General features: G+C 62.1%; 12 protein-coding genes. 7 read left to right on the top strand and 5 right to left on the bottom strand.

Annotated features, from left to right (window positions below):
* Positions 1 to 20: 20 nt before the first annotated feature.
* Together G4D79_RS21210 and G4D79_RS21205 are read left to right on the top strand one after the other, a co-directional pair.
* The gene (locus tag G4D79_RS21210) at positions 21 to 1301 is read left to right on the top strand and encodes a uracil-xanthine permease family protein (protein WP_020907537.1); all 1281 of its coding nucleotides are present in this window, start codon (positions 21 to 23) and stop codon (positions 1299 to 1301) included.
* A 189-nt stretch (positions 1302 to 1490) separates the two neighbouring features.
* Positions 1491 to 2633 (top strand): acyl-CoA dehydrogenase family protein, encoded by a 1143-nt coding sequence (locus tag G4D79_RS21205; protein ID WP_007735194.1) that lies wholly within the window; start codon positions 1491 to 1493, stop codon positions 2631 to 2633.
* Between the two features lie 92 nt (positions 2634 to 2725).
* Here the strand turns inward: G4D79_RS21205 and lexA are convergent, their stop codons facing one another.
* The gene (gene lexA, locus G4D79_RS21200) at positions 2726 to 3454 is read right to left on the bottom strand and encodes a transcriptional repressor LexA (RefSeq protein WP_007735195.1); all 729 of its coding nucleotides are present in this window, start codon (positions 3452 to 3454) and stop codon (positions 2726 to 2728) included.
* Between the two features lie 264 nt (positions 3455 to 3718).
* Between lexA and G4D79_RS21195 the strand changes: the two genes are divergently transcribed.
* Positions 3719 to 4432: a LysM peptidoglycan-binding domain-containing protein gene (locus G4D79_RS21195; protein WP_030535544.1), complete on the top strand. Its 714-nt coding sequence runs from the start codon at positions 3719 to 3721 to the stop codon at positions 4430 to 4432.
* A 194-nt stretch (positions 4433 to 4626) separates the two neighbouring features.
* Positions 4627 to 5124: a transcriptional regulator NrdR gene (nrdR, locus tag G4D79_RS21190; protein ID WP_030535543.1), complete on the top strand. Its 498-nt coding sequence runs from the start codon at positions 4627 to 4629 to the stop codon at positions 5122 to 5124.
* A 286-nt stretch (positions 5125 to 5410) separates the two neighbouring features.
* On the opposite strand, the gene hrpA is transcribed toward nrdR, so the two are convergent.
* Complete coding sequence (gene hrpA / locus G4D79_RS21185; RefSeq protein WP_214514342.1) at positions 5411 to 9316, bottom strand: ATP-dependent RNA helicase HrpA; 3906 nt, start codon at positions 9314 to 9316, stop codon at positions 5411 to 5413.
* 101 nt (positions 9317 to 9417) lie between these two features.
* Here hrpA and G4D79_RS21180 point away from each other — a divergent pair, with 101 nt between their 5' ends.
* Positions 9418 to 10047: a Pr6Pr family membrane protein gene (locus G4D79_RS21180; RefSeq protein WP_054188523.1), complete on the top strand. Its 630-nt coding sequence runs from the start codon at positions 9418 to 9420 to the stop codon at positions 10045 to 10047.
* Here G4D79_RS21180 and G4D79_RS21175 read toward each other — a convergent pair.
* Positions 10018 to 10335 carry a DUF2322 family protein gene (locus G4D79_RS21175; protein WP_030535540.1) on the bottom strand — a complete coding sequence of 106 codons (318 nt, stop codon included), beginning with the start codon at positions 10333 to 10335 and terminating at the stop codon, positions 10018 to 10020. The two genes, G4D79_RS21180 and G4D79_RS21175, sit on opposite strands and share 30 nt — an antisense overlap.
* Positions 10336 to 10467: 132 nt before the next feature.
* Here G4D79_RS21175 and G4D79_RS21170 point away from each other — a divergent pair, with 132 nt between their 5' ends.
* Positions 10468 to 11691, top strand: coding sequence for an aspartate aminotransferase family protein (locus G4D79_RS21170; RefSeq protein ID WP_172827079.1), 1224 nt, complete (start codon positions 10468 to 10470; stop codon positions 11689 to 11691).
* A 2-nt stretch (positions 11692 to 11693) separates the two neighbouring features.
* On the opposite strand, the gene G4D79_RS21165 is transcribed toward G4D79_RS21170, so the two are convergent.
* Positions 11694 to 11960, bottom strand: a complete 267-nt coding sequence (locus G4D79_RS21165; protein WP_003942156.1) for a hypothetical protein — start codon at positions 11958 to 11960, stop codon at positions 11694 to 11696.
* Positions 11961 to 11977: 17 nt separating this feature from the next.
* Between G4D79_RS21165 and G4D79_RS21160 the strand changes: the two genes are divergently transcribed.
* Positions 11978 to 12676: a hypothetical protein gene (locus tag G4D79_RS21160; protein ID WP_042919956.1), complete on the top strand. Its 699-nt coding sequence runs from the start codon at positions 11978 to 11980 to the stop codon at positions 12674 to 12676.
* Here G4D79_RS21160 and G4D79_RS21155 read toward each other — a convergent pair.
* Positions 12662 to 13342, bottom strand: a complete 681-nt coding sequence (locus G4D79_RS21155) for a PhzF family phenazine biosynthesis protein (protein ID WP_214514341.1) — start codon at positions 13340 to 13342, stop codon at positions 12662 to 12664. The genes G4D79_RS21160 and G4D79_RS21155 overlap by 15 nt on opposite strands.
* Positions 13343 to 13389 lie beyond the last annotated feature (47 nt).

Here is a 13389-nt window from a genome sequence, read left to right as displayed (position 1 = left end):
CTGTGATCGAACGAGAAACAATGACCGGGGCCGGCGGAATCGGCTGGACTGTCCACGGAGACGGCAAGCGGATCGCCGACGGCGCCGTCGTGGCGCCGGACGAACGACTGAGTTGGCCGCGCACCATCGGGATCGGGATGCAGCACGTCATCGCGATGTTCGGAGCGACACTGCTCGTTCCGACCATCACCGGCTTCCCCGTCACGACGACGCTGTTGTTCTCGGGTATCGGCACCGCGCTGTTCCTGCTCATCACCCGGGGCCGGATCCCGAGCTATCTCGGTTCGTCCTTCGCGTTCATCGCCCCGCTGACAGCGTCGGCAGGATCGGGCCCGGCCGCGCAGCTCGGTGCCGTCATGGCCGTCGGCATCGTGTTGATGTTGATCGGCGTCGCCGTACGTCTGATCGGCAGCCGGGTCATCGACGCCGTCATGCCGCCGGTAGTGACAGGCGCCGTCGTCGCGCTGATCGGTCTCAACCTCGCTCCGACGGCGGTCGGCTCCTTCGAATCGCAGCCGCTGATCGCCACGGTGACGCTCGTTTCGATCCTGCTGGTCACGGTCGTCGGTCCCGGGCTGCTCGGCCGGTTGGGCATTCTGGTCGGCGTAGTGATCGGCTGGGTCTTCGCCGCGGTCATCGGTGGTCTCGACAGTGAACGAGTGTCCGCTCTGCGCGAAGCCGACTGGTTCGGGCTGCCGAGTCTGCACGGACCGTCGTTCGACTGGTCGGTGATCGTGCTCGCGCTGCCCGTGGTGATCGTTCTGGTCGCCGAGAACGTCGGACATGTCAAGGCGGTGTCCGCCATGACGGGTAAGTCCCTCGATGATCTGGCCGGCAATGCGCTGTTTGCAGACGGTCTCGCCACGACCTTGGCGGGCGCCGGCGGCGGATCCGGAACCACCACGTATGCCGAGAACATCGGGGTCATGGCAGCGACGCGTGTGTACTCGACCGCGGCGTACTGGGTAGCGGCCGCCACCGCCGTGATCCTGGCATTTTCGCCCAAATTCGGTGCACTGGTCTTCACGGTTCCGAACGGCGTCATCGGCGGTGCGACGATGGTTCTCTACGGACTCATCGGCATTCTCGGTGTGCGCATCTGGATGGAAGCGAAGGTGGACTTCACCGATCCGGTCAACCTGACCGTCGCCGCTGCCGCACTGGTTGCCGGCATCGGGAACCTGACGCTGACCATTGGTTCGGTCGAGCTGGGCGGCATCGCTTGGGGGTCGATCGGCATCCTGGTCGCCTACCCGATCATGCGATACCTCGCCAAATTCCGTACTTCGAGTAACAGATAACCGCTACAGTCACGAATCGTGATCGTTCGGGTCATCGACGGGTATCGCAACAGGTTCTACCGTCGGAGGCAGTGACGTGGGCCCGCGAACTTCGGCGTGCCCAGTCTCAGCGAAAACATCCCGACCGGGTACATCGTCCCCACCGGGTACATCACTGAAGTGCCGTATATCGAATTGCAAGGAGTCGGCGTGGAGCGCACCCTGTTCGAACCGGAACATGAACTCTTCCGGGAGTCGTACCAGAAGTTCTTGGCACAGCACGTGGCACCGAACCACGAGAAGTGGGAAGAGCAGAACATCGTCGATCGTGACGTCTGGGTCGAGGCCGGAAAGCAGGGATTCCTGGGAACCGCGGTACCTGAGGAATTCGGCGGCGGCGGTGTCAAGGATTTCCGCTACAACGCGATCATCACCGAGGAAACCACCAAGGGTGGCTTCAGTGGTATCGGCTTCACGCTGCACAACGACGTGGTGGCGCCGTACCTCCTGGAGTTGACCAACGAGGAGCAGAAGCAGCGTTGGCTACCCGGATTCGCGTCGGGTGAGCTGATCTCGGCGATCGCGATGACCGAACCGGGTACCGGTAGCGACCTGCAGGGCATCAAGACGAAAGCAGTTCGCGACGGGGACCACTGGGTACTCAACGGTTCGAAGACCTTCATCACCAACGGAATCAACGCCGACATCATCATCGTTGTCGCGTGCACCGACCCGGACAAGGGTGCTCAGGGCTTCAGCCTCCTCGTGGTCGAGCGGGACATGCCCGGCTTCGAGCGAGGACGCAATCTCGACAAGATCGGCATGAAGGCTCAGGACACCGCCGAACTCAGCTTCACCGACGTACGCGTTCCCGCTGCCAACCTGCTGGGCGAAGAGGGAATGGGCTTCTTCTACTTGATGAAGAACCTTCCCCAGGAACGACTCTCGATCGCCGTCGTTGCTGCCGCCGCAATGGAATCGGTTCTCGAGAGCACGATCCAGTACTGCCGTGACCGCAAGGCATTCGGCAAGTCGATCGGCAGCTTCCAGAACACCCGATTCGTACTGGCCGAATTGGCAACAGAGACCACGGCAGTGCGCATCCTGGTGGACAAGTTCATCGAGCAGCTCAATGCCGAGAAGCTGACCGTGCAGGAAGCTGCGATGGCGAAGTGGTGGACCACCGAAGCTCAGGTCAAGCTCATCGACCGCTGCCTCCAGCTGCACGGAGGCTACGGCTACATGAAGGAATACCCGGTTGCCAAGGCGTATATGGACTCTCGTGTGCAGACCATCTACGGTGGCACAACCGAGATCATGAAGGAGATCATCGGACGTTCGCTGAATCTCTGATTCGGGTGATGGACCGCTGATCGTCACGAAAAGACTCTGGGCCCCGGCTGATGCCGGGGCCCAGAGTTTTGTGATCGAGGGTGCGAGCGAACTCAGATCTTCCGCATGACCGTGACAACCTTGCCCAAGATGACGGCGTTGTTGCCGGGAATCGGCTCGAAGAGGTCGTTGTGCGGCATCAGCCACACCTCCTTCTTCGTACGCTTGAACGTCTTCACGGTGGCTTCGCCGTCGATCATTGCGGCCACGATGTCACCGTTCTCGGCGACGTTCTGCTGACGGACGACAACCCAGTCGCCATCGCAGATCGCTGCATCGATCATCGACTCACCGACAACCTTGAGCATGAAGAGCGAACCTTGGCCGACGAGCTCGCGGGGGAGTGGAAACACATCCTCCACAGCTTCCTCGGCGAGGATCGGTCCGCCGGCAGCGATGCGGCCCAGGATGGGGACGAACGCCGGCTCTGGCAGCGGGTCGGCACTGTTGTACTCGCCGGAATGCTTCGACACCGACGCGATGGCGGTATCGGCCGCAACCTCGTCGAGACCCCGAACATCGACTGCACGAGGGCGATTGGGATCGCGTCGAAGGAAGCCCTTGCGCTCCAACGTTCGCAGTTGATGCGCGACCGACGACGTGGAGGTAAGCCCCACCGCATCCCCGATTTCGCGAATGCTCGGCGGATACCCGCGCTCCGTCACCGAATCGCGGATCACTTCGAGAACGCGCCGCTGACGCTCGGTGAGCGTCTCGCTCGACGGAGACGGAACTGCAGAAGCTCCTGCCTCCGCGGCTGTGCTGGAGCGATCGTCCTTCATGGCCTGTTGCCTCCGTGTCTGAAGAAGTCGTGTCTGAAAAACAGCCTGCAAAAGTGCCTGCAAAGTGCCTGGTGCAAGTCGCGCAGAAACCTGTCGGTGCCTCCTGCCAACATTCGAGCTGTCGACAAACACGGAGGCTTTCGCAATTCCCGCTGTGTGGTCTGACACGAATCTAGCCGGATTTGCTCGCGGTTTCAAACATCTGTTCGATTCGTGTCGCTCCAAGTAGAGACATTGTCGGCCAGGCGTGGTAGAAATTCGAACATGCGTTCCATCGAACGCATGATCGAACACATCGATCGGTGTCGACCAGCGGAGGTCACGATGGGTAACGCAGCACTGAAAAGCAACAGGGTTTTCGACGACGCGATTGGTTTCGACGCGTTTGGTTTCGACGGTACGTCGGCACTGAAGTACCACCCCTCGTTCTATGGGCCCGATGCAGACGCTGTGTCCTTCGAACGGCGCGGAGCGGCCGAAATGCATGGCGTGGCCAGGGATGTCGACAACGAACCGCAGGCGGCCGTCGTTCGCCGGGTTCCGGCGGTGGGCGCGGTTTCAGGTTCGCGTTCATTGCGCGAATCTCCTCGCCGGTGGGACAGCGAGCACGATTCGTCACGCCCGTACGGAGGAAGTTTCGCGCACCGAAACAGGGTCGGTGTGTCACGGGTCGAACATGAAGTGGCCGCCGAGGATGTCAGTTGGAAGACGGTTTTCCTGGGCGCCGTATTCACCGCATTCGCAGTGTTGGCGTTGGTGGGGATCGGCGCTTTGTCGAGTGGTGACGTAGCTGCGACAAACGGCGCGACCGAAGTGGTTCGCGTTGCCGCGGGTGAATCCCTCAGTGATATTGCTGCCAAGGTTGCACCTGGCCAGGCTGTCGGTTCGGTGATCGAGCAGATCATGGATCTCAATGCGATGTCGAGTTCCGGACTGTCAGTGGGACAAACGCTGATCGTGCCGGCCTCGGGGCGCTGACCTACCCCGTACCAGGCGGGGGCGTACCGAGCGTGAGAGCAGTCCGTTCACAGCGAGTAAGCTGTCCACTTGACAGTCCCACCACCTCGGGTGGTCGCGTTGAGTACGTGGATCTGCTCTGTAAATCGTCGGAGGATTTGCAGTCGGTAGCGAATCTGAGTTGCGGCCATTTCGGCGACAACGAAGGAACCCCGATGCATTGCCCGTTCTGCCGGCACCCTGATTCCCGAGTGGTCGATTCGCGCGAGGCCGACGAGGGCCAGGCGATCAGGCGGCGCCGTTCGTGCCCCGAGTGTGGCCGCCGATTCACCACGGTCGAGACGGCAGTTCTCTCGGTCGTGAAGCGCAGCGGCGTCACGGAGCCTTTCAGCCGAGAAAAGGTTGTCAAAGGTGTGCGTCGCGCATGCCAGGGCCGCCAAGTGGACAACGATTCGCTGAATTTGCTCGCCCAACAGGTCGAAGATGCCGTTCGAGCTTCGGGTTCTGCCGAAATTCCCAGTAACGAGGTAGGGCTCGCGATCCTCGATCCGCTTCGAAATCTCGACGAAGTCGCCTACCTGCGATTCGCATCGGTGTACAAGTCCTTCAGCTCGGCTGCGGATTTCGAACGTGAGATCACCGACATGCGCGAGCATGCAGAGACCCGTGCCGCCGAGAAGGCTCCCGGCGCCGAGACCGTTTCCGTCGACTGAGGCCGTCGCCTCAGATAACGCTGAGAGCACAGAGCGGTCTTAGGTAACGCTGAGAACACAAAGCGAACAATCGAACAAATCGGGCACGTTATTCGCTTAGTGTCTACCAGGTACGTTCGTCCGCATCTCGGATCTTCACGGAGGCGTTATGAACTTAGTTGCAGTTCTCGGAGTCGTGAACAGCCTGGTAACCCTCGGGTTCGCCAACACTGTTGCCACCTTTGGCGGTTTCCTCACCAACGTCAACATTCAGACAATCTACTGATCGCGCAATTCTCGCCGAACATCAACGCTTGATCGCTTCGATAGCTTTCAGGACTCGCTTTTCGGAAATCGGTGTGGGTGTACCGAGGGACTGCGCAAACAGGCTCACGCGCAGTTCCTCGATCATCCAACTGATCGCGTCGACATCTCGAGCATTGCGACGCTCTTCGGGAAGCGAACTCAACAACCGGTCGTACGCTGCGTACACCCGGTCGAGGACATCCATAGCCTGCTGATCTCGTTGTGCACTTGCGGGCAGAGCTTCGAGACGGAATTTTGCTGCGGCAAGATACCGCGGTAAATCGCGTAGGCGGGCCGATCCCAGTTCGGCGACAAATCCCGGAAACAGCAGTGAGGTCAACTGTTCTCGGACGTCGTCGGCTGCCTCGCCGCGAGAGCGGTCCAGCACGACGCTCAGTCGGTGTGCTTGTTCGAGGATCGGAACAATCATGCGCAGGATCGCGGAAACGCGTCCGGCCAGTTCGGAGCGTGCGATCTTCACCAGGGCATCGAACGCTTCAGGCGTGCGTACCGGTCCACCGTGAGCCGCAATCACTTCGTTGGCAGCTGCCACCCGGCAATCTTCGATGAGGGCCTCCAAGCCGCCGTCCGGATTCTGGCCGAGAGCCAGACGCTGCGTGTTCGACAAGCCGGCGGTCACTGCCTTGAGTTGGGTGGGAACGGCCGCGAGGAGAAGCGCCCGCGTACCTTCCCTCATCGCCTGCGCCTGCGCGGCCGGCGTACTCAGGACACGAACGGCAACTCCGCCGTTCTCCGGCACCAGAGCTGGGTAGCCGGTCACCTGCTGTCCGCCGATGGAGCGAGTGATGGTCTCTTCCAATGCGCCCAGGGTTTCGGATGTCCAGACGGTTGCTGCTGCCCGTTCGGTTCCGGTTGCCGCCTTGGCCACTTCCTTCTGCACGCGCGGGGCGAGTGTGCGTCGTAGCTGCGCCAGATCCTTGCCCTTCGCGAGAACCTTGCCCGATTCGTCCTCGACGACAAATGTCATCCGAAGATGGTCGGGCAGCGCGGCGGGATCGAAGTCCTTGGCGTCGATCTGGATCCCGCCCAAGTGCGAGAGTTCGCGGGCCATTGCGGTCATCAACGGCTCGGATCGAGGTTTGACTGCTGCCAACGCTGCGGCGGCGTAGTCGGGTGCGGGCACGACAGCGCGTCGGATGTTCTTGGGCAACGTCTTGATCAGAGCAGTAACCAGATCGACGCGCATACCGGGGACCAACCAGTCGAAGCCGACCGGCTGAAGTTGCGCGAGCAGGCCGACCGGGATGTGCGCGCTGACGCCGTCGTCGTCCTTTCCCGGCTCGAATTGGTAAGTGAGCGGAAACTGCATGTCGCCCTGGCGCCAAGCGTCTGGGTACTCGCCGCCCAGGACGGCAGCCGCGTCGGAGTTGACCACGGTTTCCGGTGTGAAAGTCAGCAGACTCGGATTCTTGCGCCGCTCGGCCTTCCACCACTGGTCGAAATGCTTGGCGGATACGGCTTCCTGGCCGATACGTTCGTCGTAGAACTCGTAGAGAGTTTCGTCGTCGACGAGGATGTCGCGTCGGCGCGCGCGGTTCTCGAGTTCTTCGACGTTGTCGAGGAGTGCACGGTTTTCGTGGAAGAACTTGTGGTTCGTCTGCCATTCGCCCTGCACGAGCGCATGGCGGATGAAGAGATCGCGAGAGGCCTCGGGATCGATTCGTGAGTACGTCACTGCGCGGCCGGTTACCAGAGGAACTCCGTAGAGAGTGACCCGCTCGTATGCCATCGCCGAGCCGCGCTTGGAGGACCAGTGCGGTTCGGAATAGGTCCGTTTCACCAGGTGCGGGGCGAGCTTTTCAGCCCACTCGGGTTCGATACGCGCGGACATGCGCGCCCACAGCCTCGACGTTTCCACGAGTTCGGCGGCCATGACCCAGCGTGGTGGCTTCTTGAACAGTCCCGATCCGGGGAAGATCGCGAAGTGGCTGCCTCTGGCGCCGAGGTAGTCCCGCTTCTCGCCCTCGCGTAGCCCGATATGCGAGAGCAACCCGGCAAGGAGCGACTGATGGATCGCGTTCTCGCTTGCCGGTGTCTCTCCCACTGTCCAGCCGAGACCGCGGGTGATCTGCCGGAGTTGCCCGTGCAGATCCTGCCATTCGCGGATGCGGAGCCAGTGCAGGAACTCGTTCCGGCACATCTTGCGAAACTGGTTGGAGGACAGATCGTTACGTTGTTCGCGTAAGTAGTCCCACAGTTTCAGGTAGGCCAGGAAGTCGGAGTTCTCGACGTTGAAGCGGGCGTGCTTTTCGTCGGCGGCTTGCTGGAACTCGGCGGGCCGCTCGCGAACGTCCTGGATGGACAACGCCGCGACGATGACAAGGGTTTCGTGAAGGCAACCGTTGTTCTTGGCTTCCACCAGCATCCGTGCCATCCGCGGATCCACCGGAATCTGGGCCAACTCGCGGCCGACCGGCGTCAGTTCGGGGTGGCTGGCCTCGGAACCTCGCGCGATGGCGCCGAGTTCCTCGAGGAGTCCGATTCCGTCCTTCACGGCGCGCTGGTCCGGCGGTTCGACGAAGGGGAATGCCGCGATGTCGCCCAGGCCGAGGGCCGTCATCTGCAAGATCACGGATGCGAGGTTGGTTCGCAGGATCTCCGGTTCGGTGAATGCCGGCCGTGACTCGAAGTCCTCCTCGGAATACAGGCGGATGCAGATTCCTTCGGCGACGCGGCCGCAACGCCCGGAACGCTGACGAGCTGACGCCTGCGAAATGGGCTCGATCGGCAACCGCTGAACCTTGGTGCGCACCGAATATCGCGAAATGCGCGCGGTTCCCGGATCGACGACGTACCGAATGCCGGGAACGGTCAGCGAGGTCTCGGCCACGTTGGTGGCAAGGACGACGCGTCGGCCGGTGTGCGGCGAGAACACTTTGTGTTGCTCGGCGGCAGACAGCCGCGCGTACAGCGGGACGATTTCGGTGTTGCGAAGACGCCGATCGCGTAAAGCATCTGCGGTGTCGCGAATTTCGCGTTCGCCGGAGAGGAAGACCAAGATGTCGCCTTCGCCCTCCGCGCTCAGCTCGTCGACCGCCTCGCAGACCGCGTCGACGGGATCGCGGTCGAAGGTGATGTCGCCGGATTCGACGGTCAGTGGCCGGTAACGCATTTCGACAGGGAATGTTCGCCCGGAAACCTCGACGATCGGCGCGGGCTTACCGTCGACAGCGAAGTGCTTGGCGAAGCGCTCGGGATCGATGGTCGCCGACGTGATGATGACCTTGAGATCGGGTCGGCGGGGGAGCAGCTGAGCCAGGTAACCGAGGATGAAGTCGATGTTGAGGCTGCGTTCGTGCGCTTCGTCGATGATCAGCGTGTCGTAGCGTCGGAGCATACGGTCGCGCTGAATTTCGGCGAGGAGAATGCCGTCGGTCATGAGCTTGACGTAGGTGCGGTCCGAGACCTGGTCGGTGAACCGCACGGTGTATCCGACGGCGTCGCCGAGTTCGGTGTCGAGTTCTTCGGCGATACGTTCGGCAACGGTGCGTGCTGCCAACCGGCGCGGCTGTGTGTGTCCGATCAGACCGCGGACGCCACGTCCGAGTTCGAGACAGATCTTCGGGATCTGGGTTGTCTTACCCGAGCCGGTCTCGCCGGCGACGATGACAACCTGATTCTCCGAGATCGCGGTCGCGATGTCGTCCTTGCGCTGACTGACGGGCAGAGCTTCCGGATACGAGACTGCGGGAACATTGGCGGAGCGTGCAGCCAACCGCGTGCGCGCCGTTTCGATTTCCTCGGCCAGCGCCACCAAAGCGTCTGGTGTGCGGGCACGGTCGAGTTTGCGACGGAGTCGACTCTCGTCGCGGAGTGAGACCTGCGCCAGCGCGCTCTTCAGGTCACTCCGCTTGGGGGAGAGCGGGGCCGGTGGTGTTGTAGACATGCTGATGACAGCCTATCGAACGCGTTCACAACTACCGCTCGCAGATCGTGCTGATGTGCAAATATCGACCAGTGACGACAAATACCGCAAATGAGTCATCGGTGCCTGTCTTGTCGACGCCGATCGCCGTGCGAGCCCTGAGACTGTTGTTTGCTGTGTTCGGACTTGCCGCTTTGCTGTGGATCCCGATCCGTGACGCGGCTGAGCTGTCTCTGTCGAACTATCTGAGCTACTTCACCATCGAGAGCAACATTCTTGCAGTGATCGTGTTGCTGATCGGTGCAATTCGAGATCCACAATCGCAGGCGTGGCAGTCGATCCGCGGGGCGGTGACGCTGTACATGGTGATCACCGGCATCATCTACGCCGTCCTCCTGGCAGATATCGACGTCAATTTGAACGATGCCTGGATCAACTCGGCACTGCATCGGATTCTTCCGTTGGTCATGCTGCTCGACTGGGTGTTCTTCGCCTCGAGGCACAGGATCTCCGAAGCACGTTCACTGCAGTGGTTGCTGTTCCCGGTCGTGTACGGCGTGTACACGTTGATCCGAGGCTCGATCGTCGACTGGTATCCCTACCCGTTCATGGATCCGCGCCACCAGGGCTATCTGGCCCTGTTCATCGGATTCGTCGTACTGGGCATCGCGATGGCCCTGATGGCGTTGGCAGTCAATGCCGTCGGACGGCTGGGAGCCGGGCTACGCGGACGGAACGCTGCGAAGTCCTAGGGGATTGCCGGAGGCGAGCACCTGCTCGAGGCGGTCCACGTTCGGATGCTTACCGGGGTTCGCCCGCGCGTCCTCGGTGTGCTCGGCGAAGATCGTCAGTCCTGCCGAGGCGGCTTCGGGTGTCAGCGCGCCGTAGACCTGAGCGAGATGGTTGTACACCTTGACCGAGCCGGACTTTCCGGGCTTGTTCTCGACGGTGTCGAGGACGGTTCCGTCGGCGTCGAGTACCTCGATGGCGGCCAGATGATCGATGGCGGGCAGTGCTGCAAGATTGTCGGCAAAAGTCATGGTCGACAGATTACGGGTGCGCCCGTGAAAGCCGGTGCCGGGCGAGCGCCGTCGTGCGCGGATTTCCGGTGTCGATATAGTCGCAGCACATCGTTTGCACACCAGCATCGTTTGTATTCGAAGGGGACAATGATGGCTTCGGCATTGTGGCACGGGTTCGCGGACATGGGCGCTGTGGAGAAGAACGGCGCGTTTGTCGTCTCTCGCGGTGAGGGCGCGTACATCTGGGACCGCGAGGGCACTCGGTATCTGGATGCGACGGCGGGCCTGTGGTTCACCAATGTCGGGCACGGGCGCACGGAGATCGCGGACGCGGTGGCGGCTCAGTTGTCGAAGATCGCTCATTTCTCGAATTTCGGTGATTTTGTTCCCGAGACCACGCAGGTGTTGGCGGAGCGTCTGGCGACGATCGCGCCGGTTGCCGGGAGCAAGATCTTCTTCACCTCGGGTGGTTCGGATTCGGTGGACACTGCGGCGAAGCTGGCTCGCCGGTACTGGCACGAGGTGGGGCAGCCGGAGAAGGCGATCATCGTCGGACGCCAGAAGGCGTATCACGGAATGCACGTTGCCGGAACGGCTCTCGCTGGTATTCCGGTGAACCGTGAGGGGTACGGCGAGCTGATGGCGGATGCGGCGACCGTCGGCTGGGATGATGCGAAGAGCCTGCTCGAGTTGATCGAGAAGATCGGTGCGAACAAGATCGCTGCGTTCTTCGCGGAGCCGATCATCGGTGCGGGTGGGGTGTATCTGCCGCCGGAGGGGTATCTGGCCGAGGTGCGTGACATCTGCCGTGAGCACGACATCCTCTTTGTCGTCGACGAGGTCGTGACCGGTTTCGGCCGGATCGGTGGTGAGTGGTTCGCGTCTACTCGTTTCGATTTGCAGCCGGACATGATGACCACGGCAAAGGGTTTGACGTCGGGTTACGTTCCGATGGGTGCGGTGTTCATCGCGCCGCGGGTGGCGGAGCCGTTCTATGCGGGTTCGTGGTGGCGCCATGGGTACACGTACGGCGGGCATGCCGGTGCTGCTGCGGCGGCGATGGCGAACCTCGACATTCTCGAGCGTGAGAATCTGCTCGCGGAGTCGAAGCGTTTGGAGGCGTCGTTGCATACGCATCTGCAGCCGCTGGCGGAGCATCCGCGGGTGGCGGAGGTTCGTAGTGGGCTCGGTGCGGTTGCTGCGGTGCAGTTGGCTGATCCGGCGGAGGCGTTGCCGTTCGTGAAGACGCTTCGTGAGCACGGTATTTCGGGTCGCGCGGCGGGTCAGGGTGCGATGCAGATTTCGCCGACGTTCGTCATGACCGATGATCAGGTCGCGGAGATGGCAGCAGGAATCCTCGCAGCTCTCGGCTGAAGTCAGCTGCGGCGCCGAAAGAGTTTCTCGATTCGGCGCCGCACAGCGTTGGGTGCAGGTTCGAGTTCCAGAACCTCTTGTTCCGACTGCTTGGCGTAGGCCTGGGTGTACCGCTCGTGCAGTACCGAGCGAATTTCGTCCGGAGAGTAGGCCCGACGCTGGCGTTCGCCGCGCGCAACGAGAACCCCGGTGGCGGCAACGCCCATTGCACCGGCGAGGCCGACCAGTTTCCAAACGTGCGAGGCGCGCAGAGGAGTACGGAGTTTCATCCCTCTACGCTAGAGGCATGGACCGACGATTGCTTTCGCAGGTGAGTCTCGACGAGGCCGCTGCGGCGACCCGCACGGGCGACATCTGGATCTTCCGTGGAGAGTCGACGGCGGACCGGGCCATTCAGACACTGACCAACAGTCCCGTCAACCACGTCGGAATGTCGGTCGTGATCGACGACCTCCCGCCGCTGATGTGGCATGCGGAACTCGGTCACTCGCTGCAGGACATGTGGACCGGACGCTTCCAGCGTGGTGTCCAACTGCACGATCTGCGATCGGCCGTTCAGGTTTGGGGCGCCAAGTACGGGCAGCGTGGATGGTTGCGCCAGCTCGACCACGAAGTCACCCGGGAGCAGGAAGACGCTCTGCTCCAGACGATCGCGCGGCTGGACGGTACGCCTTTCCCCTCGACGGCCAAGCTTGCTTCGCGCTGGTTCGGAGGCCGAATCCCGAAGCTGCGCAAGAAGTCCGACGTATCGGCAGTGGCCGTCGAGAGCGCCTACTGCGCCGAAGTGGTTGCCAAGACCTATGAAGCGATGGGTCTGCTCGTCGGCAATCGTCGTGTCAACTGGTTCGACCCGGGCAAGTTCTGGAGTGGAGATCAGTTGCCCCTCGCGCCGGGAGTTGCGCTCGGTGACGAGATCTCGGTATCACTGAGTGCACGTGACCTCGAGGCCGGACGCAATCCCGCCGGGTACTCACAAGGTTCGTGACGGCTCGGCGACGACGCGGCCGCCGACTTCGAGCCAACCTTCCGGAGAGAAGGTCGTGTGAAGGACCGATCCGCGTCCCTGGGTGATGAGCAATGATTTCCTCAATCGGTCCGTGATGCGCAGCGCTGCAGATCCGGTCGCCTCGTCCTCGGCGATTCCCATCACCGGTGCGAACATGCGTGCGCGGATGGCAGCTTCGAGCTTGTCCTGCCACGCCCACAGATACGAATGATCCGCCTCGTAGTCGGACGGATCTGCGTCGATGACGTCGTCCACCGTGTCCATCGGATAGATCGCGAATTCCGGTGCCCATTCGGCACGCGCGCGTACCCACGTCAAAGCGCCGGATTGGCGGACGTCGACACTGCCGGCAGGAACGTCGAGGGCGCTCACGCGACGGCCCTGTTCGCCCAGCCACCACGTGGCACCGACGGTCGGGTGTCCGGCGAAGGGGAGTTCTGCTGCCGGAGTGAAGATCTGGACCCGCGCACGCGAGGCGCCGTCATCCGGAACGTCGATGAAGATGGTCTCGCTGTAGTCGAGTTCCTTCGCGACGGCTTGTCGATCCGATTCTGCAACCGTGGACGCGTCGACGATTCCCAACGGATTCCCGTGCTTGCCGTACTCGTCCGTGAAGACCCGGACCACACTCACCTCGATACCCATCGGTCCACCCTAGCGCGCGAAAAGCCCTCCCCACCTTCACGGTGGGG

It is taken from the genome of Rhodococcus sp. WY5, from assembly GCF_018588185.1.
GTDB lineage: Bacteria > Actinomycetota > Actinomycetes > Mycobacteriales > Mycobacteriaceae > Rhodococcus_F > Rhodococcus_F qingshengii.
This window is presented reverse-complemented; position numbering and strand designations above follow the sequence as displayed.